The sequence below is a fragment of the Streptomyces sp. NPDC003248 genome (assembly GCF_055563235.1).
Genome location: NZ_JBVHDT010000004.1, coordinates 173494 through 196022, shown reverse-complemented (window position 1 = coordinate 196022; position 22529 = coordinate 173494). Strand labels below are relative to the sequence as shown.

General features: G+C 72.1%; 17 protein-coding genes. 9 read left to right on the top strand and 8 right to left on the bottom strand.

Annotated features, from left to right (window positions below; all coding sequences use genetic code 11):
- Nucleotides 1-25: 25 nt before the first annotated feature.
- Nucleotides 26-646: a TetR/AcrR family transcriptional regulator gene (locus tag ACZ3KJ_RS12520; RefSeq protein WP_467526499.1), complete on the bottom strand. Its 621-nt coding sequence runs from the start codon at nt 644-646 to the stop codon at nt 26-28.
- Between the two features lie 249 nt (nt 647-895).
- Here ACZ3KJ_RS12520 and ACZ3KJ_RS12515 point away from each other — a divergent pair, with 249 nt between their 5' ends.
- From ACZ3KJ_RS12515 to ACZ3KJ_RS12500, 4 genes are all read left to right on the top strand, one after another.
- Nucleotides 896-1870 (top strand): tetratricopeptide repeat protein, encoded by a 975-nt coding sequence (locus ACZ3KJ_RS12515; RefSeq protein WP_389514301.1) that lies wholly within the window; start codon nt 896-898, stop codon nt 1868-1870.
- A 647-nt stretch (nt 1871-2517) separates the two neighbouring features.
- Nucleotides 2518-3162 (top strand): DUF6230 family protein, encoded by a 645-nt coding sequence (locus ACZ3KJ_RS12510; RefSeq protein WP_467526498.1) that lies wholly within the window; start codon nt 2518-2520, stop codon nt 3160-3162.
- Nucleotides 3163-3365: 203 nt separating this feature from the next.
- Nucleotides 3366-3950 (top strand): DUF6114 domain-containing protein, encoded by a 585-nt coding sequence (locus tag ACZ3KJ_RS12505; RefSeq protein ID WP_467526497.1) that lies wholly within the window; start codon nt 3366-3368, stop codon nt 3948-3950.
- Nucleotides 3940-5310, top strand: a complete 1371-nt coding sequence (locus tag ACZ3KJ_RS12500; protein ID WP_467526496.1) for a hypothetical protein — start codon at nt 3940-3942, stop codon at nt 5308-5310. The genes ACZ3KJ_RS12505 and ACZ3KJ_RS12500 overlap by 11 nt, the downstream gene beginning before the upstream one ends.
- Nucleotides 5311-5359: 49 nt before the next feature.
- Here the strand turns inward: ACZ3KJ_RS12500 and ACZ3KJ_RS12495 are convergent, their stop codons facing one another.
- The 4 genes from ACZ3KJ_RS12495 to pta all read right to left on the bottom strand — a co-directional run bounded on the left by ACZ3KJ_RS12495 (nt 5360) and on the right by pta (nt 10840).
- Nucleotides 5360-5761, bottom strand: coding sequence for a hypothetical protein (locus ACZ3KJ_RS12495; protein ID WP_467526495.1), 402 nt, complete (start codon nt 5759-5761; stop codon nt 5360-5362).
- 257 nt (nt 5762-6018) lie between these two features.
- Nucleotides 6019-7452: a pyruvate kinase gene (gene pyk, locus ACZ3KJ_RS12490; RefSeq protein WP_467526494.1), complete on the bottom strand. Its 1434-nt coding sequence runs from the start codon at nt 7450-7452 to the stop codon at nt 6019-6021.
- A gap of 89 nt (nt 7453-7541) precedes the next feature.
- Entirely contained in the window at nt 7542-8753 is a 1212-nt protein-coding gene (locus tag ACZ3KJ_RS12485) for an acetate kinase (protein WP_467526493.1), read from the bottom strand.
- The gene (pta, locus tag ACZ3KJ_RS12480; RefSeq protein WP_467526492.1) at nt 8750-10840 is read right to left on the bottom strand and encodes a phosphate acetyltransferase; all 2091 of its coding nucleotides are present in this window, start codon (nt 10838-10840) and stop codon (nt 8750-8752) included. Before pta ends, ACZ3KJ_RS12485 begins: the two co-directional genes overlap by 4 nt.
- 226 nt (nt 10841-11066) lie before the next feature.
- Between pta and ACZ3KJ_RS12475 the strand changes: the two genes are divergently transcribed.
- Complete coding sequence (locus ACZ3KJ_RS12475) at nt 11067-12092, top strand: ATP-dependent 6-phosphofructokinase (protein WP_467526491.1); 1026 nt, start codon at nt 11067-11069, stop codon at nt 12090-12092.
- 98 nt (nt 12093-12190) lie between these two features.
- Here ACZ3KJ_RS12475 and ACZ3KJ_RS12470 read toward each other — a convergent pair whose 3' ends face one another.
- Nucleotides 12191-12829, bottom strand: coding sequence for a DUF977 family protein (locus ACZ3KJ_RS12470; protein ID WP_467526490.1), 639 nt, complete (start codon nt 12827-12829; stop codon nt 12191-12193).
- A gap of 143 nt (nt 12830-12972) precedes the next feature.
- Nucleotides 12973-14625 (bottom strand): sensor histidine kinase, encoded by a 1653-nt coding sequence (locus ACZ3KJ_RS12465; protein ID WP_467526489.1) that lies wholly within the window; start codon nt 14623-14625, stop codon nt 12973-12975.
- A gap of 153 nt (nt 14626-14778) precedes the next feature.
- Between ACZ3KJ_RS12465 and ACZ3KJ_RS12460 the strand changes: the two genes are divergently transcribed.
- The 4 genes from ACZ3KJ_RS12460 to ACZ3KJ_RS12445 all read left to right on the top strand — a co-directional run bounded on the left by ACZ3KJ_RS12460 (nt 14779) and on the right by ACZ3KJ_RS12445 (nt 19563).
- Nucleotides 14779-16212 carry a cation:dicarboxylate symporter family transporter gene (locus ACZ3KJ_RS12460; protein ID WP_467526488.1) on the top strand — a complete coding sequence of 478 codons (1434 nt, stop codon included), beginning with the start codon at nt 14779-14781 and terminating at the stop codon, nt 16210-16212.
- 132 nt (nt 16213-16344) lie between these two features.
- The gene (locus ACZ3KJ_RS12455; RefSeq protein WP_467526487.1) at nt 16345-16773 is read left to right on the top strand and encodes a MerR family transcriptional regulator; all 429 of its coding nucleotides are present in this window, start codon (nt 16345-16347) and stop codon (nt 16771-16773) included.
- A gap of 14 nt (nt 16774-16787) precedes the next feature.
- A complete protein-coding gene (locus tag ACZ3KJ_RS12450; RefSeq protein ID WP_389514449.1) occupies nt 16788-17102 on the top strand; it encodes a thioredoxin family protein in 315 nt (104 codons plus the stop codon).
- 229 nt (nt 17103-17331) lie between these two features.
- Nucleotides 17332-19563: a HelD family protein gene (locus ACZ3KJ_RS12445; RefSeq protein WP_467526486.1), complete on the top strand. Its 2232-nt coding sequence runs from the start codon at nt 17332-17334 to the stop codon at nt 19561-19563.
- 168 nt (nt 19564-19731) lie between these two features.
- Here the strand turns inward: ACZ3KJ_RS12445 and glgB are convergent, their stop codons facing one another.
- Nucleotides 19732-22518: a 1,4-alpha-glucan branching enzyme gene (gene glgB, locus ACZ3KJ_RS12440; RefSeq protein WP_467526485.1), complete on the bottom strand. Its 2787-nt coding sequence runs from the start codon at nt 22516-22518 to the stop codon at nt 19732-19734.
- Nucleotides 22519-22529 lie beyond the last annotated feature (11 nt).

The following is a 22529-nucleotide window of genomic DNA, read 5'->3' as shown; positions in this document are numbered from 1 at the left end:
CGGGCCGCTGGTGCCGTGACCGGACCTAGGCGGCGGCTCCCGCCAGTCCGAGCAGCAGCACGCGGGTGAAACCGCGCACCCACTCCTCGTCCGCCGGCTGTCCGCTCACCAGCGTGCGGTGGACCACCGCGCCCGCGACGACGTCGAAGATGAGGTCGACCGTGCGGGCGGCCTGTCCGGGGTCGGGTTCCGGGGGGAGTTCGCCGCGGTCCTGGGCGCGGGAGCGGCCCTCCAGGACCAGGTCCTTCTGCGGCTCGACGATGGAGCAGCGGATGCGTGCGCGCAGGGCGTCGTCGCGGGTGGACTCGGCGACGACCGCCATCAGGCCGCTCCTGGCCTCGGGGCGGGCGAGGATCGCCGCGAACTGCGAGACCACGCCCTCGACGTCGGCGGCCAGGCTGCCGCGGTCGGGGAGCTCCAGCTCGTCGAAGAGTTCCGCGACCGCGTCGACGACCAGTTCGTTCTTGCCGGCCCAGCGCCGGTAGAGCGTGGTCTTCGCGACCCCGGCCCGGGTCGCCACGTCCCCCAGCGTCAGCTTCGACCAGCCCAGCTCCACCAGCGCCGCCCGCGTGGCGGCCAGGATCGCGGCGTCCGCGGCGGCGCTGCGCGGACGTCCGGTGCGGCTGGCGGGGCTGCGGCTCTGCATGTCCCGACCCTATCCGGCGGGGTCCACGCCCCCCAGGGCCGTGCCGCCGTGAGGGAGATCACCGGGGACCGGTCCCGGGGAGGCCCTCGACACCATTACGCTACGACTCGTAGCGAAAGCCCGTGACGGACGTGCGCGGGCCGCGGCCGCCCGGCGTGGGGGGTTCGCGACCGCCTGGCGCGGGTGGGGACCCGGCGCACATTCGGGTTCGCTTTTCACGCACACGCGGGTACGGGGGAGGATAGACGCATGCAGCCACGGAACATGTCCATGAGCGGGGTCGTCGACCTCGCCGCGGTGAAGGCGGCCCAGGAGGCCAAGGCGAAGGCGGAGCAGGCGCGGGCCGAAGCCGCCCGGCAGGGCGGTACGGGGGCGGTGTCCCCCGCCGACCTCGTCATCGACGTCGACGAGGCCGGGTTCGAGCGGGACGTCCTCCAGCGGTCCGCCGAGGTGCCCGTCGTCATCGACTTCTGGGCCGAGTGGTGCCAGCCCTGCAAGCAGCTGAGCCCGGTCCTGGAGCGTCTCGCCGTCGAGTACGACGGCCGCTTCCTGCTCGCCAAGATCGACGTCGACGCCAACCAGATGCTGATGCAGCAGTTCGGGGTGCAGGGCATCCCGGCCGTCTTCGCCGTCGTCGCGGGACAGGCCCTGCCGCTCTTCCAGGGGGCCGCGGGCGAGGCGCAGATCCGCCAGACCCTCGACCAGCTGGTGGCCGTCGCCGAGCAGCGCTTCGGTCTGACCGGCCTGACCGTCGACCCCGACGCCGAGACCGGCGGCCGTACGGAGCCGGCCGAGGCGCCGGCCGGTCCGTACGACGCGCTGCTCGAAGCGGCCGTGCGGGCGCTGGACGCCGGTGACCTGGCCGGCGCCGTCCGTGCCTACCGGAACGTGCTCGCCGACGACCCCGGCAACACCGAGGCCACGCTGGGTCTGGCGCAGGCCGAACTGCTCCAGCGGGTGCAGGAGATGGACCCGCAGCAGGTGCGCAAGGACGCCGCCGACAAGCCGCAGGACGCGCAGGCGCAGATCGCCGCCGCCGACCTGGACCTGGTGGGCGGTCACGTCGAGGACGCCTTCGGACGGCTCATCGACACCGTGCGGCGCACGGCGGGCGACGACCGGGACGCCGTACGGCGGCGGCTGCTGGAGCTGTTCGAGGTGGTCGGGCCGGACGACCCCCGGGTGGCCACGGCGCGGCGGGCGCTGGCCCGGGCGCTGTTCTGAGCCGGGCGGGCGGCCTGGTTCTGACCAGTCACTAAACGCCGGGGCCCGTGATGCCCGCGTGAAAGTTCTGTCGAAGATGGTCCCGTGCGGCCGCGCTTTGCCAAATCTTGGCAATCGCGGCCGCTGTTACTGGCAGTAAGTCGGGGCAGTGGGTCTGTCGGATTCCGTCCACTGATCAACAGATTTGTCCTGGGTGTCATGGCCACCGACTGTCGCCGCTCGAGACCTCCGGGTCGTTGTTCGGTTATCCGGCCGTTACTAGCCAGTAACGAACCCCCTTGTGCGGGCGGCGAGAATGCACCACGATCGGCCACGCTCGGTCCGTTCCCGTGCCCCGGCAGCCGGTTGGGTCAACGGGTTTTCCTGGGTCCCCACCGAGCAGAGCGGGCGGTAGTGACGCCGGCTCTTGGGCAGGGGGGTCTTCGCCACGGCGAAGCCTGTCCAGCAAGGTTGTGCGTGATGCGTGTTCAGGCGCGACCAGTGGTTGTCGCTCGGGGGTGATCGCCGGTGATCGGTGCGCGGTTCGCGCCTCCGAGACGGGCGCTCTCCTTCCCGAGGACGTAGCACTTCTCCCATCCCTGCCCGGCCGAGCCGCCGCCTAGGGGGCGAGCCGGAGCCAGGAGATGTACGTCCGAGAAGGAGGAAATATGGAGTCCCAGGTGCGTGGCGGGACCAGATGGAAGCGGTTCGCCGTGGTCATGGTGCCCAGCGTCGCCGCGGCGGCGTGTGTGGGCATCGGTCTGGCGCAGGGCGCCCTCGCGGCGTCGTTCAGCGTCTCCGGCCAGCAGTTCAAGGTGACGGCCGGTCACCTGCACGGTGAGGGTTTCGCCCAGTACGGCGGCATCGACACCGTCTACACCTCGACCAAGGGCGACGCCAAGACGCAGGTTCCGGTCGCGGTCTCGTCGTTCGAGGACGCGACGATCACCAAGATGTGCCAGTCGGTCAAGACCGAGATCCCCCTCATAGGCAAGACGATCTACCTTCGTCTCGAGGCGGGCAACGACGAGAAGAACCCGGTCGTCGCCGAGAACCTCTACATCGACGTCGCCCAGCTCGACGCCGACGCGGAGTTCAAGAACATCGACATCGGCGTCGCGATCAAGGACAAGACCGAGGGTCCCGCCGTGAAGGAGGGCGAGACCGTGCTGCCGGGCGGCTTCGCCCAGCAGGCGGAGACGGCCGACCTCTACGGCGTGGAGCAGACGGCGTGGGCGACCACGGCCGGCACGTTCAAGCTCAGCGGCCTGTCCATGCGCCTCGGCACGGACGCCAAGATGGAGTGCTACTGACGGCTTCCGTCACCGGGGTGTCCCGGGGCGGCTGAGCCGCCCCGGGGGGTTCCGCCGGGGGCGGGGAAGCCGGTGCTTCTCCGCCCCGCGGGCCCGGCCCGGCCGGACGCCGGGCCCACCTGAACCGTCTCAGACCTTCCGGCTTCTGCACGCGTACGGCCGAGCCGGTACGTACTTCCACCGGACCCAGGGAGCTGTTTTCCATGAGTGCCGAGACTCCGGACCAGAGCGCCGGGAGGTTCACCCGGCTGCGTCTGCGTTTCCGTGACTGGCGGGGCACCCGGCCCTTCTGGGCAGGCCTGTTCACCCTGCTCGGCGGACTGCCGATCGCCTACTTCCCGTACGCCACGCTCAAGCTGGGCACCATGTCGCTCGCCATGTCGACCACCGCGGGGGCGGGCTCGCTGATCATCGGCGTCCTGCTGGTCACGCTGGGCCTGACCATGTGGTTCCAGCAGGCCACCCGGGTCTTCGCCGGCATCGCCTCGATCCTCCTCGCGCTGGTCTCGCTGGTGGTCTCCAACATCGGCGGCTTCATCATCGGCTTCCTGCTGGCGCTGATCGGCGGAGCGCTCGCCCTCTCCTGGGCGCCCGGCAAGCCCACGGCCGAGGGCGCGGCGCCGAAGGGTGCCGGGCCCGCTCCCACGACGGACGGCGCGCCGGAACCCGCTCCGGGAGCCGTCGCCGGTGAGCCGGACCTGCCCCGCTCCTGGCACGAGCCGGCCGAGGGCGGCGCGCCGTACGGCGACGGGGCGAAGGAACCGAACGGAGTGCACCGTGTCGGCTGACGAGGCCCGCACCACCGGCCCGGCCTCGCCGGACCGGCCGAAGGGCACAGGGCGCCACGCGGCGCCGAAGAAGCCCCTGCTCACCCGGTTCCACATGCCGGCGGGCAAGGCGATAGCGATGGCGGCGATGCCCACCGCCGTCCTCATGGGCATGGGGTTCACGCCGACGCTCGCCGTCGCCGACGACCAGCCCACGGCGAACAGCAAGCTGGCCGACGAGTACCAGGAGTGCGTGACGGCCCTGGAGGGCGCGGACGCCTCCGCCTCCGCGTCACCGTCCCCGTCGGCCTCCGGGAGCGACTCCGCGGACGACGCGTCGGACGCGCAGGACTCCCAGGACTCCCAGGACTCCCAGAGTTCCGGGAACTCCGAGGACTCCACGGACTCCACCGGCAAGGGGAGTACGGCGGACGGCTCCTCGTCGTCAGATTCAGGTTCTGACGACGAGGCCGAGCCGTCCCCGTCGGCGTCCTCCGAGGCCGCCTCCTCGGCGGACGGGACGGCGTCGTCCTCCGGCGCCACCGCGACGGCGAGCCCGTCGGCCTCCGCGACGGACAAGAACCTCCTGGAGACCATCGGCGACGCCATCACCGACCTCTTCGACGGCGACACCTCCGACGAGGCGACGACCGGTGCGAGCCCGTCGCCGTCCGCGTCCGCGTCCGCCTCCGCCTCCGCCGACAGCGGCACCTCCTCCTCCGCCCCGGACACGAAGGACTCCTCCGGCGAGGGCGACTCCTCCGGCGGCACGGTCGAGGACACCACCGACGAGGTGAAGGAGACCGCCGAGGACGCGGCGGAGGACACCGAAGAGGCCGCGGACGAGGCCACCGACGGGGCCACGTCCTCGCCCAGCCCCTCCGCGAGCTCCACCACCGACGCGGAGGACTGCGTCGCCGCCACGGACGACGAGGGCGGCGTGGACAACAAGGTGCCGGTCGCGGACGACCCGTGGTACCTCGAGGCGAGTTCGCTGCTGCTCAAGAACGCGGACTACCAGGGTGTCGTCGAGGTGAAGACCGCGAGCGGCACCACGAAGAAGGTGCTGAAGTACGTCATCTCCGGCGGCACCGACATCGGCGATCTGCACCAGCTGGTGAACGACGACAACTCTGGCAAGACGTACCACGTGCAGGCCGGTGAGGGCACGACCTCCACCATCCGCGACGGCGACACGATCATGTACACCGAGAGCATCTCGGGCAACCTGTTCGGCCTGGTCCCGATCACGTTCAGCCCGGACAGCCCGCCGCCGCTGAACATCCCGCTGATCTACTTCACCGATGTGAAGGTCACTCAGGCCGCCCAGTTCGGCGGGACGCTGCACATCCCCGGCATGCAGCTGTACACGACCGACTGACGGCACCGCCCCCGGCGCGGATCCGGGCCGGGGGCGCTCCCGTGGGTGGTCAGGCCACGACGTCGATGTAGTACGAGGGCCCGGTGCTGCTCCCCTGCACCGGCGTGACGTACATGCGGACGGTCCGGCCCTCCCTGAGGTCACCGCCCAGCCAGCCGGTGCAGTAGCCCGCGGCGTGACCGCGGGTGTCGACGATCCGGTCGGGCACCGTGTCGAAGTCGTAGTCGAGAGCGGTCTCGACGCCCCAGCCGTCGGCCTTGGTGTCGCAGGCCCGGATGGCGTCACCGGGGATCGAGCCGTCCGGGTCGGCGTTCCAGGTGCCGTACCCGGCGCCGCCGGCGGCGTCGATGGTCACCGTTCCCGCCCAGGCCTGGCCCTGCACGCCGGCGACCAGGCCGATCGCGCACACCCCCGTCGCCAACGCCCGCGTCACCGTTCTCCGGGACTTCATGGCCTTTCCCTCCCCCTTGCCGGCAGGCTCGCGCCCGCCGTCCTCATCGCTCGGAACCCGCCGGGACCGCCGCAACGGATCACCGCCAGGGGAGGAGACTCTCATGAAACGATCATCTTTGACAGGGTGTTGATAGTTTGCGGCCCCTACGGTGTCGGGCCCGTCCCGTGCCGGACAGCCGAGAGGGCGCGCCCCTGTTCCAGGAGCGCGCCCTCAGCGCCGTACCGCCGTACGAGACCCCGCGCGGGGGTCGCCGCTCAGTCGCGGGAAGAGCCCTCGCCCAGGTGGTGGACGCGGACCATGTTGGTGGTGCCGGGGACGCCGGGCGGCGAACCGGCGGTGATGATGACGATGTCGCCCGGCTCGAAGCGGTGCAGCCGGGTGATCTCCTGGTCCACCAGGTCGACCATCTCGTCGGTGCTGTTCACGAACGGCACGACGTGCGACTCCACGCCCCAGCTGAGCGCCAGCTGGTTGCGGGTTCCCTCGTCCGTGGTGAACGCGATGATCGGCTGGGCGGCGCGGTAGCGGGACAGCCGGCGGGCGGTGTCGCCGGACTGGGTGAAGGCGACCAGGCCGCGGCCGCCGAGGAAGTCGGCGATCTCGGCGGCGGCGCGGGCCACCGAACCGCCCTGCGTGCGCGGCTTCTTGCCGGGGACGAGCGGCTGGAGGCCCTTGGAGAGCAGCTCCTGCTCGGCCGCGGTGACGATCTTCGACATCGTCTTCACGGTCTCGATCGGGTACGCGCCCACGCTCGACTCGGCGGAGAGCATGACCGCGTCGGCGCCGTCCAGGATCGCGTTGGCCACGTCGGAGGCCTCGGCGCGGGTCGGACGGGAGTTGGTGATCATCGACTCCATCATCTGGGTCGCGACGATCACCGGCTTGGCGTTGCGCCGGCACAGCTCGATCAGGCGCTTCTGCACCATGGGGACCTTCTCGAGCGGGTACTCGACGGCCAGGTCGCCACGGGCGACCATCACGCCGTCGAACGCCATCACGACGTCCTCCATGTTCTCCACCGCCTGCGGCTTCTCCACCTTGGCGATGACGGGGACGCGGCGGCCCTCCTCGTCCATGACCCGGTGGACGTCGGCGACGTCCTTGGCGTCCCGGACGAAGGAGAGCGCGACCAGGTCGCAGCCCATGCGCAGCGCGAACCGCAGGTCCTCGATGTCCTTCTCGCTGAGCGCGGGCACGTTGACGGCCGCGCCGGGCAGGTTGATGCCCTTGTGGTCGGAGACGACGCCGCCCTCGATGACGATCGACTTCACCCGCGGGCCCTCGACGTCCAGGACCTTCAGCTCGACGTTGCCGTCGTTGATCAGGATCTGGTCGCCGCGCGAGACGTCCCCGGGCAGGCCCTTGTAGGTGGTGCCACAGATCTGCTTGTCGCCCGGCACGTCCTCGGTGGTGATGACGAACTCGTCACCCCGCTCCAGCTCGACCGGGCCCTCGGCGAAGGTCTCCAGGCGGATCTTCGGGCCCTGGAGGTCGGCGAGGACGCCGATGGCGCGGCCGGTCTCCTTGGACGCGGCACGGACCCGGTCGTACCGGCCCTGGTGCTCGGCGTGCGTACCGTGGCTGAAGTTGAAGCGGGCCACGTTCATGCCGGCCTCGATCAGCGACACGAGTTGCTCGTGGGAGTCGACCGCGGGGCCGAGAGTACAGACGATTTTCGAACGGCGCATGGGACGATCCTATCGGTTTGTTTCGCCGCGGAATATTCCGTCTGGCGGAAGATACAAATGAGGTGGCCGGCGCTCAGTTGCTTTCCTGCTCAGTTCGTGTTTTCGACCAGTGCGTACGTCTGCGTCGCGATCTCCAGCTCCTCGTCGGTCGGCACCACGGCGACCTTCACCCGTGCGTCCCCGGGCGAGATCAGCCGCGGCTCGTCACTGCGTACGGCGTTCAGTTCGCCGTCCACCGCCAGGCCCAGGGTCTCCAGGCCGGCGACGGCCGCCTCCCGCACCGGCGCCGCGTTCTCGCCCACCCCCGCGGTGAACGCGATCGCGTCCACCCGCCCGAGGACGGCGTAATAGGCGCCGATGTACTTCTTCAGACGGTGAATGTAGATGTCGAAGGCGAGCTTCGCCCGTTCGTCGCCCTCGTCGATGCGGCGCCGGATCTCCCGCATGTCGTTGTCGCCGCACAGGCCGATCAGTCCGCTCTTCTTGTTGAGAAGAGTGTCGATTTCGTCGATGGACATTCCGCCAACACGCGCCAAATGGAAGATGACGGCCGGATCGGCGTCCCCGGAGCGGGTCCCCATCACCAGGCCTTCGAGCGGCGTCAGTCCCATGGATGTGTCGACGCACCGCCCGCCCCGCACGGCCGACGCCGACGCCCCGTTGCCCAGGTGCAGCACGATGACGTTCACCTCCTCGGGCGCCCGGCCCAGCAGCTTCGCCGTCGCCCGGGAGACGTAGGCGTGCGAGGTGCCGTGGAAGCCGTAGCGCCGGACGCGGTGCGCGTCGGCGGTCTCGACGTCGATCGCGTAGCGGGCGGCCGACTCCGGCATCGTCGTGTGGAAGGCGGTGTCGAAGACGGCGACCTGGGGCAGGTCGGGGCGCAGGGACAGCGCGGTACGGATCCCGGTCAGGTTGGCCGGGTTGTGCAGCGGCGCCACCGGGATCAGCCGCTCGATCTCCGCGAGCACGGCGTCGTCGACGACGGTCGGCTCGGTGAAGCGCTTGCCGCCGTGGACCACCCGGTGCCCGATCGCGGCCAGCTCGGGCGAGTCCAGCCCGAGCCCGTCCTGGGCCAGCTCCTCGGCCACGGCCTTCAGCGCGGCCTCGTGGTCGGCGATCGGCCCGGTCCACTCGCGGGACTCCCCGCCCCGGGCGAGGGGCGTGTGCTTGAGCCGGGAGGTGTGCTCACCGATGCGCTCCACGAGCCCGGCGGCCAGCCGGCTGCTGTCCCGCATGTCGAGCAGCTGGTACTTCACCGACGAGGAGCCGGAGTTGAGGACGAGGACACGGGTGGAACTCACTGGGCGGTCGCCTTCTCGCTCGGGGACTGTGCCTGGATCGCCGTGATGGCGACCGTGTTGACGATGTCCTGCACGAGGGCGCCCCTCGACAGGTCGTTGACCGGCTTGCGCAGACCCTGGAGCACCGGCCCGACGGCGATCGCGCCGGCCGAGCGCTGCACGGCCTTGTACGTGTTGTTGCCGGTGTTCAGGTCCGGGAAGATCAGCACGCTGGCCTGGCCGGCCACCTCGGACCCGGGCAGCTTGGTCGCCGCGACCGACGGCTCCACCGCCGCGTCGTACTGGATCGGCCCCTCGATCCTGAGGTCGGGACGGCGGGCCCGGACCAGCTCCGTGGCCTCCCGCACCTTGTCGACGTCGGCCCCCGAACCGGACGTGCCGGTGGAGTACGACAGCATCGCGATCCGCGGCTCCACGCCGAACCGGGCGGCGGTCGCCGCCGACTGGATGGCGATGTCGGCGAGCTGCTCGGCGTTCGGGTCGGGGTTCACGGCGCAGTCGCCGTAGACGAGGACCTTGTCGGCCAGGCACATGAAGAACACGGACGAGACGATGTCGGCGTCCGGCTTGGTCTTGATGATCTCGAACGCGGGCCGGATGGTGGCGGCCGTGGAGTGCACCGAGCCCGACACCATGCCGTCGGCGAAGCCTTCCTGCACCATCAGCGTGCCGAAGTAGTTCACGTCGGAGACCACGTCGTACGCCAGCTCCACCGTCACGCCCTTGTGGGCGCGCAGCCCCGCGTACAGCTCGGCGAAGTGGTCGCGCAGCTCGCTGGTGGCCGGGTCGGTCAACTGGCAGTCGCCCAGGTCGATGCCCAGGTCGGCGGCCTTCTTGCGGATCTGCTCGACGGGCCCGAGCAGGGTGAGGTCGCAGACGCCGCGGCGCAGCAGCACCTCGGCCGCGTGCAGCACCCGCTCCTCCGTCCCCTCCGGCAGCACGACCCGGCGCCGGTCGGAGCGGGCCTGCTCCAGCAGCTGGTGCTCGAACATCATCGGCGTCACGCGGTCGCTGCTCGGCGCGGAGACCCGCTTCAGCAGGTCGGCCGTGTCGACGTGCCGCTCGAACAGACCGAGGGCGGTCTCCGCCTTGCGCGGGGTGGCCGCGTTGAGCTTGCCCTCCAGGGAGAACAGCTGCTCGGCCGTCGGGAAGCTGTTGCCGGTCACCGACAGCACGGGCGTGCCGGGGGCGAGCCGGGCGGCCAGGGTCAGGACGTCCCCGCTCGGCACCTCGCCGAGGGTGAGCAGCACACCGGCGATCGGCGGGGTGCCGGCGCTGTGCGCGGCCAGCGAGCCGACGACCAGGTCGGCCCGGTCGCCGGCGGTGACCACCAGACAGCCCGGCGTCAGCGCGTTCAGGAAGTTCGGCAGCATCGCGCCGCCGAAGACGAAGCCGAGCGCGTCACGGGCGAGCCCGGAGTCGTCGCCGAGCAGCACCTTCGCGCCGAGCGTGTGCGCGACCTGCGCGACGGTCGGCGCGGACAGGGCGGGCTCGTCGGGGATCACGTGGCAGGGCACCGGCAGCCGGCCCGCGAGCCGCTCCGCGATCGGGTCCCGGTCCTTGCGGGCGACCCGGTTGGCGACCATCGCGATGACGTCGCAGCCCAGCCCCTCGTACGCCCGGTAGACGTTGCGGGTCTCGGCGAGCACCGACTCCGCGGTCTGCCCGCGGCCGCCGACGACACCGATCACGGAGGCGCCGAACTCGTTGGCCAGCCGGGCGTTGAGGGACAGCTCGTCCGGGAACTGGGTGTCGGCGTAGTCGGTGCCCAGGACGAGGACGACGTCGTAGGCGCGCGCGACGCGGTGGAACCGGTCGACGAGCGTGGAGACCAGCTCGTCCGCGCCCCGCTCCGCCTGGAGGACGGACGCCTCGTGGTAGTCCATGCCGTAGACGGTCGCCGGGTCCTGGGACAGCCGGTACCGGGCGCGCAGCAGCTCGAACAGGCGGTCCGGCCCGTCGTGGACGAGGGGACGGAAGACGCCCACCCGGTCGACCTGCCGGGTCAGGAGCTCCATGACCCCCAGCTCGACGACCTGGCGGCCGTCGCCGCGGTCGATCCCGGTCACGTACACGCTGCGCGTCACGCGTGCTCTCCGTTCCTGTCGGTTCCTGTCGGGGGCGGTCGCCGTCGGCGGGTACCCGCGGCACGGCACCTGCCGGTACACAAAAATCGCCCACCGGGGTGAGCGGGATTCTCTTGACAATACCCCCGTCCGCGGATAAGGCGCCCGTCAAGAGACAGCCTCATCGGCGGCATGAAACAATCGGTGTGGCTGACCGGCATCAACAGCGAGCAGGAGACACAGCACGATGCGTATCGGAGTTCTCACCGCAGGCGGCGACTGCCCCGGGCTGAACGCAGTGATCCGGTCGGTCGTGCACCGAGCGGTCGACAACTACGACGACGAGGTCATCGGCTTCGAGGACGGCTACGCGGGGCTGCTGGACGGCCGCTACCGCAGCCTCGACCTCAACGCCGTCAGCGGCATCCTCGCCCGCGGCGGCACGATCCTCGGCTCCTCCCGCCTGGAGCGCGACCGGCTGCGCGAGGCCTGCGAGAGCGCCGGCGACATGATCCACGACTTCGGCATCGACGCGCTGATCCCGATCGGCGGCGAGGGCACGCTGACGGCGGCCCGCATGCTGAGCGACGCCGGGCTGCCGGTGGTCGGCGTCCCGAAGACGATCGACAACGACATCTCCTCCACGGACCGGACGTTCGGCTTCGACACGGCGGTCGGCGTCGCCACCGAGGCGATGGATCGCCTGAAGACCACGGCCGAGTCCCACCAGCGCGTGATGGTCGTCGAGGTCATGGGCCGGCACGCGGGCTGGATCGCCCTGGAGTCGGGCATGGCGGCCGGCGCCCACGGCATCTGCCTGCCGGAACGCCCCTTCGACCCGGCGGACCTGGTCAAGATGGTCGAGGAGCGCTTCGCCCGCGGCAAGAAGTTCGCCGTCGTCTGCGTCGCGGAGGGCGCCCACCCCGCCGACGGCACCATGGACTACGGCAAGGGCGAGATCGACCAGTTCGGCCACGAGCGCTTCCAGGGCATCGGTACGGCGCTGGCGTACGAGCTGGAGAAGCGGCTCGGCAAGGAGGCCCGCCCGGTCATCCTCGGCCACGTCCAGCGCGGCGGCACCCCCACCGCGTACGACCGCGTCCTCGCCACCCGCTTCGGCTGGCACGCCGTCGAGGCCGCGCACCGCGGCGAGTTCGGCAAGATGACCGCGCTGCGCGGCACCGACATCGTGATGGTGCCCCTGGCGGAGGCGGTCACCGAGCTGAAGACGGTACCGACGGACCGGATGGACGAGGCGGAGTCGGTTTTCTAGTGCGGTCACGGCACTAGGGCGCTTCTGACGCCCGTGCGGGCCTGCGAGTTCCTCGGCGTCGCCCTGCGGATCGCGGACCCGGAGGACGGCCGAAGCGCTCACCGCCCCCGCACCCACCGGTACACCAGCTCCGGCCTCCCCACCTGCCCGTACAGCGGCTTCCGCACCGCCTGTCCCGCCTCCACCAGATGTTCCAGGTACCGGCGGGCGGTGATCCGCGAGATGCCCACGGCCTCGGCGGCCGCCGCCGCGGTCAGGCCCTCCTCCGCCTCCCGCACCGCGCCCACCACCCGCTCCAGCGTCGGCCCGCTCAGCCCCTTGGGCAGGGCCGCCGGTCCCGGGGCGCGCAGGGCGGCCAGGGCGCGGTCCACCTCGTCCTGGCCGCTCGCCTCGCCCGCGGCCGCCCGGAACTCGGCGTACCGCACCAGGCGGTCCCTCAGCGTGGCGAAGGTGAACGGCTTCAGGACGTACTGCACGACGCCCAGCGACACGCCCTCGCGCACCACCGTCAGGTCCCGCGCCGACGTCACCGCGATCACGTCCGCGCGGTAGCCGGCGGCCCGCAGGGACCGGGCCAGTTGCAGTCCGTGGCCGTCCGGCAGGTGCAGGTCGAGCAGGAGCAGGTCGACCGGGGTGCGGTCCAGCAGGCGCCGGGCCTCCGCACCGGTGTGGGCCTTCCCCACCGCGACGAATCCCGGCACCCGTCCGACGTACAGGACGTGCGCGTCGGCGGCCACGGGGTCGTCCTCGACGACCAGGACACGGATCGGTTCCTCGCCGGTCCCGCCGGTCCCGCCGAACCCGCTGGTCCCGCCCGTCCCGCTGCCCCCTGCGGTCCCTCTGCCCCCTGCGGTCCCGCCGAACCCGCCAGCCCCGCCCGTCACGTCCGGCCTCCCGGCACCGGTGCCGCGCCGACCGCCGTCCGCAGGGGCAGCCGTACCGTGAACTCCGCCCCGCCCCCGTCGGCCTCCGCGACCGACAGCGTGCCCTCGTGGCGGTGCACGGCCTGGCGGGCCAGGGCGAGGCCGAGGCCGCGCCCGCCGGGGCCGGCCGGCTTGGTCGAGAAGCCGCGTTCGAAGACCTGGGAGGCGTGCGCGGGGTCCACTCCCGCCCCCGTGTCCGCCACCCGGAGGACCAGCTCCCCGCTGCCGCCGGGTCCGGCACGGCCCTCCGTCGACGCGGTCACCGTCACCCGCGCCGGCACGCTGCCCTGGGCGGCGTCCACGGCGTTGTCGATGAGGTTGCCGAGGATGGTGACGAGGTCACGGGCGGGCAGCGAGCGCGGCAGCAGCCCGTCGTCCAGGCCGCTCTCCCGGGAGACCACCAGTTCCACGCCCCGCTCGTTGGCCTGGGCCGTCTTGCCCAGCAGCAGGGCCGCCAGCACCGGCTCGCTCACCGCCGCGACCACCTGGTCGGTGAGGGCCTGGGCCAGTTCCAGTTCGGCGGTCGCGAAGCCGGCGGCCTCGTCCGCGCGGCCCAGCTCGATCAGCGAGACGACCGTGTGCAGCCGGTTCGCCGCCTCGTGGGCCTGGGAGCGCAGCGCCTGGGTGAAGCCGCGCTCCGAGTCCAGCTCGCCCATCAGCGACTGGAGCTCGGTGACGTCGCGCAGGGTGACCACCGTGCCCCGCCGTTCCCCGCCGGACACCGGGGAGGTGTTCACCACCAGCACCCGGTCGGCGGTCAGGTGCACCTCGTCCACCCGTGGTTCGGAGGCCAGCAGCGCGCCGGTCAGCGGCGCGGGCAGACCGAGGTCGGCGACGGAGCGGCCGACGACCTCCTCGGAGACCCCCAGCAGCTCGCGGCCGCCGTCGTTGATCAGCGCCACCCGGTACTGGCCGTCCAGCATGAGCAGGCCCTCGCGGACCGCGTGCAGCGCCGCCTGGTGGTAGTCGTGCATACGGCTCAGTTCGGCCGCGTTCATGCCGTGGGTGTGGCGGCGCAGGCGGGCGTTGATGACGTAGGTGCCGACCGCGCCCAGGACGAGGGCGCCGGCCGCGACGCCGAACAGGGCGGTGACCTGGTCCGAGACCCGCCTGCTGATCGCCTCCACCTTGATGCCCGCGCTGACCAGGCCGACGATCCGGTCGTCGTCGTCCCGTACGGGGGTGACCGCGCGGACGGACGGGCCGAGGGTGCCGGTGTAGGTCTCGGTGAAGGTCTCGCCCTTCAGCGCCCGCGCGGTGTTGCCGCGGAACCGCCGCCCTATCTCGTCGGTGTCGGGATGGGTCCAGCGGATGCCGTCCGGGCTCATGATCGTGACGAAGTCGACCTCGGTGTCGTGCATGATCCGCGTCGCGTACGGCTGGAGTTCGGCCGTGGGGTCGGCGGTGCCGATCGCCTCCCGCACGGAGGGGGCGTCGGCGACCGAGCGGGCCACGGCGGTGGCCTGGCGGCTGGCCGCCCCCTCGGCCTGGGCCCGGTCGCTGACGTAGGTGAACAGCGCGCAGCCCGCCACGACCACCGCGATGAGCACGGCCTGCATGGCGAACAGCTGGCCGGCCAGGCTGCGGGGTCGGGGGACGGGGAGGCGCATGCCGTCAGTGTGCCCCTGACCTCGGGCGTGAACTAAATGAACGGAAGGGTGACCGCCCTCACACACCGGGAGATAGTCACCGGGTTCCCTTATCTCGCCCGGACGTGAGCCGCACGCCGGTGATGCCGACGAAGACGTCTAAGGAGGGCAGCCGTGGCCGCCAGCAGCACCCCCGATACGGCACCTGCCGCACCCGCCGCCCAGCGGGACCGGACCCACTACCTGTACATCGCGGTGATCGTCGCGGTCGCCCTCGGCATCACGGTGGGTCTGGTCGCCCCCGACCTCGCCGTCGAGCTGAAGCCCATCGGCACCGGCTTCGTGAACCTGATCAAGATGATGATCTCGCCGATCATCTTCTGCACGATCGTGCTCGGCATCGGTTCGGTCCGCAAGGCCGCCAAGGTCGGTGCCGTCGGCGGTATCGCCCTCGGCTACTTCCTGGTGATGTCGCTGGTGGCGCTGGCCATCGGCCTGGTCGTCGGCAACGTCCTGGAGCCGGGCACCGGCCTCGCGGTCACCGACGCGGTGAAGGAGACCGGCCAGGCGCAGGTGTCGGCCGAGGCCAAGGACACCACCGAGTTCCTGCTGGGCATCATCCCGACCACCATCGTGTCCGCCTTCACCGGCGGCGAGGTGCTCCAGACCCTGCTCGTCGCGCTGCTCGCCGGCTTCGCCCTCCAGGCGATGGGCCCGGCCGGGGAGCCGGTCCTGCGCGGCGTCGAGCACATCCAGCGGCTCGTCTTCCGCATCCTCGCCATGGTGATGTGGGCCGCCCCGATCGGCGCCTTCGGCGCCATCGCCGCGGTCACCGGTTCGGCCGGCGTGGACGCGCTCAAGAGCCTGGCCGTGCTGATGCTCGGCTTCTACATCACCTGCTTCCTCTTCGTCTTCCTCGTGCTCGGCGCGCTGCTGCGGATCTTCGCGGGCCTGAACATCCTCACGCTCTGCACGTACCTGGGCCGCGAGTTCCTGCTGATCCTGTCCACCTCCTCCTCCGAGTCCGCGCTGCCGCGCCTCATCGCGAAGATGGAGCACCTCGGGGTCAGCAAGCCCGTCGTCGGCATCACCGTCCCGACCGGCTACTCCTTCAACCTCGACGGCACCATGATCTACATGACCATGGCCTCGCTGTTCATCGCCGACGCGATGGGCACGCCGATGTCGGTCGGCGAGCAGATCCCGCTGCTGCTCTTCCTGCTGGTCGCGTCCAAGGGCGCCGCCGGGGTCACCGGCGCGGGCCTGGCGACCCTGGCGGGCGGCCTCCAGTCGCACAAGCCGGCCCTGGTGGACGGCATCGGCCTCATCGTCGGCATCGACCGCTTCATGAGCGAGGCGCGCGCCCTCACCAACTTCGCGGGCAACGCCGTCGCCACCGTCCTGATCGGCACCTGGACCAAGGAGATCGACAAGGCGCGCGTGGAGCAGGTGCTCGCCGGCCGGATCCCCTTCGACGAGCGGACCCTGCTCGACGACGGCCACGGCGGCCACGGCGGCCACGGCGGCCACGGCGGCCCGGCCCCGGCGGAGGCGGACGTGCCCGAGCCGCGCGAGCGGGGCGGCGAGAAGGAACTCGCCAAGGCCTGACGCACCGGCCCCGGTCTCCGGGCGCCCGGCCCCGCCTGAACCGGGGCCGGGCGCCCGGCCGTTTTCCCCCGTCGCCCTTTCCGGGCGTGCGCTCTTGCCTTGACGTCGGCGTCAAGCCGTACGTTCACCGGTATGCGAATCGGCGAGCTGGCCGCACGGGCCGGGACCACGACGCGGGCTCTGCGGTACTACGAGTCGCGGGGGCTGCTGCCCGCGCGCCGCGACGAGCTGGGGCACCGCGCCTACGACGAACGCGATCTGCGGCTGTTGCGGCAGATCACGACGTTGCGGGACTTCGGGTTCGACCTGGAGGAGACCCGGCCCTTCGTGGAGTGCCTGCGGGCCGGGCACCCGGAGGGCGACTCCTGCCCGGCGTCGCTCGCGGTGTACCGGCGCAAGCTGGACGAGCTGGACGCGCTCATCGGCGAGCTGGCGGCGGTCCGGGAGAAGGTCGCGGGGCAGCTGGCGCGGGCCGAGCGGGCGCGGGACGAACTGGGCGCCGAGGCGCTGGTTCCGGGGGGTCCGGAACCACTGTGCGAACTGGGAGGACGGGAACAGTGACCAAGGCGGCGGGAGTGCCCGAGGTGACGGACGCGGATTTCGGGGCGGAGGTGCTGGGGGCGGATCTGCCGGTGCTGGTGGAGTTCACCGCGGACTGGTGCCCGCCCTGCCGGCAGATGGCGCCGGTGCTGAAGGCCCTGGCCTCGGAGGAGGCGGAGCGGCTGAAGGTGGTGCAGCTGAACGTGGACCACAACCCGGCGACGACCAACCACTACAAGGTGCTGTCGATGCCGACCTTCATGGTGTTCCGCGGCGGTGAGCCGGTGAAGGCGATGGTGGGGGCGCGGCCGAAGCGGCGGCTGCTGGAGGAACTGTCGGACGTCGTCTGAGCCCTCCCGCAGCAACGCGGGCAACGCGGGCAGGGCATGCACAGCACGCACCCTGTGCACCGCACGCAGAAATCCCCCGAGCGCAATTGCGCTCGGGGGATTTCTTTATGTATATTCAATGGTTCGCGACTTCACAATGGTCGGTCGCGGAGAAGTTCAGTGAGCACAGTATATCCGGCCGGGAGTGGAATTGTCAAACAACGGTTTTCCGGGCAGTGAAGACAGCGAATTGCGCGGTGAACAGGAATTCATCGACGGCCTGTACGCCCGCGTCGACGCCCTGCGCGGTGACACCGAGGCCTCCGTCGCGGACGCCCTCGCCCAGGGCGACAAGCCCATGCAGGCCCGGCTGGAGCGGGACATCCTGGTCGCCGAGCGCTCGGGGCTGCTCGCCGCGCTGAACGCCGTCGACGGCTCCCTCTGCTTCGGCCGGATCGACCTGGCCTCCGGCGCCGCCCACCACATCGGCCGGGTCGGGCTGCGCCTGGACGACGCCGAGCGCACGCCCGTCCTCGTCGACTGGCGTGCCGACGTGGCACGCCCCTTCTACCTGGCCACCGGCCACACCCCGATGGGCCTGCGCCGCCGCCGGCACATCACCACCGAGGGCCGCCGGGTCACCGCCCTGCACGACGAGTTCCTCGACCTCGGCGACGCCACCCGCACCGGCCACGAGGACCCGGCCGGCGACGACGTCCTGCTCGCCGCGCTCAACTCCGCGCGCACCGGCCGCATGACCGACATCGTGCAGACCATCCAGGCCGAGCAGGACGAGATCATCCGCGCCCCGCACCGGGGGGTGCTGGTGGTCGAGGGCGGGCCGGGCACCGGCAAGACCGCGGTGGCCCTGCACCGCGCCGCCTACCTCCTCTACGAGCACCGCGACCTGCTCGCCAGACGGGCCGTCCTGATCGTCGGCCCCAACCCCGCCTTCCTCGGCTACATCGGCGAGGTGCTGCCCTCGCTGGGCGAGACCGGAGTGCTCCTCGCGACGGTCGGCGAGCTGTACCCGGGCGTACGGGCGACGGCCGGCGACACGCCCGAGGCGGCCGCAGTGAAGGGCCGCGCCGCCATGGCCGACGCCCTCGCCGCCTTCGTACGCGACCGGCAGGCGCTGCCCGACCCGGTCGTCGCGATCGAGCACGACCGCGAGGTCCTGATGCTCGACGACGGGCTCGTGCGCGTCGCCCGGGAGCGCACCCGGGCCGCGAAGCTGCCGCACAACGCGGCCCGCGAGCACTTCGAGGGCCACATCCTGAACGCGCTCACCGAGCTGTACGCGGAGCGCGTCGGCACCGACCCCTACGACGGGTCCAGTCTCCTCGACGCGAGCGACGTCACCCAGATCCGCGACGAACTCGCCGAGAACCCCGAGGTGTGGGCCGCGATCGACCGGCTGTGGCCGGTGCTCACCCCGCAGCGCGTGGTCGCCGGCCTCCTCGCCGACCCCGAGGGCTACGTCCCCGACGAGGACGTGGCCGCCGTGCGCCGCCCGGTGACCCGGGCCTGGACGGTCGCGGACGTCCCGCTGCTCGACGAGGCCGCCGAACTCCTCGGCGAGGACGACCGGGCGGCGCGGGCCCGCGCCGAGCGCGAGCGGGAGACGCAGATCGCCTACGCGCAGGGCGTGCTCGACGTCTCCTACGCCTCCCGCACCTACGAGTTCGAGGACAAGGAGGAGGACGATCCGGAGGCCGGCGAGGTCCTCTCCGCGCACGACATCATCGACGCCGAGCGGTTCGCCGAACGCCACGAGGAGGACGACCACCGCAGCGCCGCCGAGCGGGCGGCGGCCGACCGGACCTGGGCGTTCGGGCACATCATCGTCGACGAGGCGCAGGAGCTGTCGCCGATGGCGTGGCGGCTGCTGATGCGGCGCAGCCCGACGCGCTCGATGACCCTGGTCGGCGACCCGGCCCAGACCGCCGAGGCGGCCGGCGTCGGCTCCTGGTCCGAGATCCTCCAGCCGTACGTCGAGGACCGCTGGGCGCACACCCGGCTGGGCGTCAACTACCGCACCCCGGCCGAGATCATGGAGGTCGCCGCGGCCGTCGTGCGCGCCGAGCGGCCCGGCTTCGCCCCGCCCAGCTCGGTACGCTCCACCGGCGTCCGGCCCTGGGCGCGCGCCACCGACGACCTGCCCGGCGCGGTCGCCGAGGCGGTCGGCGAGCTGACCCCCGCGGAGGGCCGGCTCGCGGTGATCGCCCCGCGCGACCTGCACCGCCGGCTGGCCGCCCGGCTGGACGGGGTCACCGCGGGCGCCGAACCGGACCTGACGCACAAGGTCGTCCTCCTCGACCCGCGCCAGTCCAAGGGCCTGGAGTTCGACTCGGTGCTCGTGGTCGAGCCGGGCCGGTACGGAACGAGCGACCTGTACGTCGCCCTGACCCGGGCCACCCAGCGCCTCGGCGTGGTCCACACCGGGGAACTGCCGACGGCGCTGGCGGAGGCGCTGGCGTAGACCGGCCGCACCGGGGCCCCGGGCGGCGGAGCCCGATCTCGCCCCCGCCGCCCCTTCCCGTCCCGCCCCCGGACCCCCGTTTCGGCCCTGAACGGGCCTCGTCCTCAAACTCACCCAGAGGGGGGACCCCGGACGGGCTGTGTTCGCCGGCCCTTGGACGAGAGGCGCTCAGGCCGGCCGCAGCCACACCGTCGCCAGTGGGGGCAGGGTCAGGCGGATGCTCGCCGGGCGTCCGTGCGCACCCTGTGGCTCGGGCTTGACCGGGTCGGGGTGCGAGACACCGCTGCCGCCGTACCGCTCGGCGTCGGTGGTGAGGACCTCGTGCCAGGCGGGGACGTCGTCGGGGACGCCGAGGCGGTAGTCGGGGCGGACGACGGGGGCGAAGTGCGAGACGGCCAGCAGGGGCGTGCCGTCGGCGTCGTACCTCAGGAACGCGAGGACGTTGTCGTCGGCGGCGTCGCCCACCACCCACCGGAAGCCGTCGGGGACGGTGTCCCGCTCCCAGAGCGCGGGCGTCGAGCGGTAGACGGCGTTCAGGTCGCGGACGAGGTCGCGGACGCCCCGGTGGTCGGCCTCGGCGCCGTAGGCGGGGTCGAGGAGCCACCAGTCGGGGCCGTGGGCCTCGGACCACTCCGCGCCCTGGGCGAACTCCTGTCCCATGAACAGCAGTTGCTTGCCCGGGTGGGCCCACATGAAGCCCAGGTAGGCGCGCAGGTCCGCGCGCTGCTGCCACCAGTCGCCCGGCATCTTCGACACCAGCGAGCGCTTGCCGTGGACGACCTCGTCGTGGGAGATCGGCAGGACGTAGTTCTCGCTGTAGGCGTACACCATCGAGAAGGTCATCTCGTGGTGGTGGTGCTTGCGGTGGACGGGTTCGTGGCCGACGTACTGCAACGAGTCGTGCATCCAGCCCATGTTCCACTTCAGGCCGAAGCCGAGCCCGCCGAAGCCGCTCGGGCCCCGGTGGTGCGTGGCCCGGGTGACGCCGTCCCAGGCGGTCGACTCCTCGGCGATCGTCACGACGCCCGGGTTCCTGCGGTACACGGTGGCGTTCATCTCCTGGAGGAAGGCCACCGCGTCCAGGTTCTCCCGGCCGCCGTGCTCGTTCGGCGTCCATTGGCCGGGCTCGCGCGAGTAGTCGAGGTAGAGCATCGAGGCGACGGCGTCGACGCGCAGTCCGTCGATGTGGAACTCCTCGCACCAGTACACGGCGTTCGCCACCAGGAAGTTGCGCACCTCGCGCCGCCCGAAGTCGAACTCCAGCGTGCCCCAGTCGGGATGCGCGGCCCGCAGCGGATCCGCGTGCTCGTACAGGGGGCGCCCGTCGAACTCGGCGAGCGCCCAGTCGTCGCGCGGGAAGTGCGCCGGCACCCAGTCCATCAGGACGCCGATCCCGGCCCGGTGCAGGCGGTCCACCAGGTACTTGAAGTCGTCGGGGGTGCCGAGCCGGGCCGTCGGCGCGTAGAAACCGGTGACCTGGTAGCCCCAGGAGCCGCCGAAGGGATGCTCGGCGACCGGCATCAGCTCGACGTGCGTGAAACCCAGGTCCTTGACGTAGGCCGGGAGCTGCTCCGCCAGCTGGCGGTACGTCAGTCCCGGACGCCAGGAGGGGAGGTGGACCTCGTACACGGAGAAGGGGGCCTCGTGGACCGGCCGGTCGGCGCGGCGGGCCAGCCACTCCTCGTCGCCCCACGTGTAGTGGGAGGCGTGCACGATCGACGAGGTGGCCGGCGGCGTCTCGGTACGGCGGGCCAGGGGGTCGGCGCGCAGTGTGTGCGAACCGTCCGGCCGGGTGATGTCGAACTTGTACAGTTCGCCCTCCCCGATGCCCGGCACGAACAGCTCCCAGACCCCGGAGGAGCCGAGCGAACGCATCGGGAACCCGGTGCCGTCCCAGTAGTTGAAGGTCCCGGCCACCCGTACGCCGCGCGCGTTCGGCGCCCACACCGAGAAGCGGGTGCCGGTCACGCCCTGGTGGGTCATGGGGTGCGCGCCGAGCACCGTCCACAGCTGCTCGTGCCGGCCCTCGCCGATCAGGTGCAGGTCCAGCTCGCCGAGGGTGGGCAGGAAGCGGTACGCGTCCTCGGTCTCGTGGACCGTGCCCTCGTACGTCACGACGAGGCGGTGCTCCGGCACCTCGCGCAGGGGCAGCAGACCGGAGAAGAAGCCGTCGCCGTCGTCGTGGAGGCCGACGCGCACACCGTCCGCGACCACCGCGACGGACAGCGCGTAGGGCCGGAAGGCCCGGACGACGACCCCGTCGGGCGTCGGGTGCGCGCCCAGCACGGAGTGCGGATCGTGGTGGGTGCCGTGCAGCAGCCGCTCCCGGTCTACGGCGTCCAGGGCGGGGGAGGGGGCGACGCCGACGCCGACGCCGGCGTCCGGGGCCGTGACGGCGGGCTCCCGGACCTCGGCCGTCTCCGCCGGTGCCGTCTCCGCCGGTGCCGTCTCCGCCGGGGCTTGCGCCGCCGCCGGCAGCTTCTCCGCCGTCGCGCTCCTCGCCGGCGCCTTCCTCACGGGAGCCTTCTCGGCGGGCGCCTTGCGCGCGGGTGCCTTGCCCCCGGGCGCCTGCGCCGCCGCGGCCGATTTCTGCGCGGGGACCTGTGTGGCGGTGGGCTTTCCGGCGGTGGGCTTTCGGGCGGTGGCCTTCTGTGTCGGGACCCTTTTCGCGGTGGACTTCGCGGCGGCGGCCTTCTGCGTGGGAACCTTCTTCGCGGCGGCCCCTCCGGCGGTGCCCTTCTCGGCAGCGGCCTTCTCGGCAGCGGTCTTCTTGCCCGCCGTCGTCGTCCTGCCCGCCGTGGTCCTGCCTGCCGCGGCCGCCTTCTTCGCCGCCGCCTTCTGTGTCACCGCCTTCTTCGCCACCGCCTTCTTCACCGCCGCCTTCTTCACCGCCGCCTTCTTCGCGGTGGTCTTCTTCTTCGGGTCCGGACCGTCGGACGGGGGACTGGGAGTCACGGGTGAAGCCT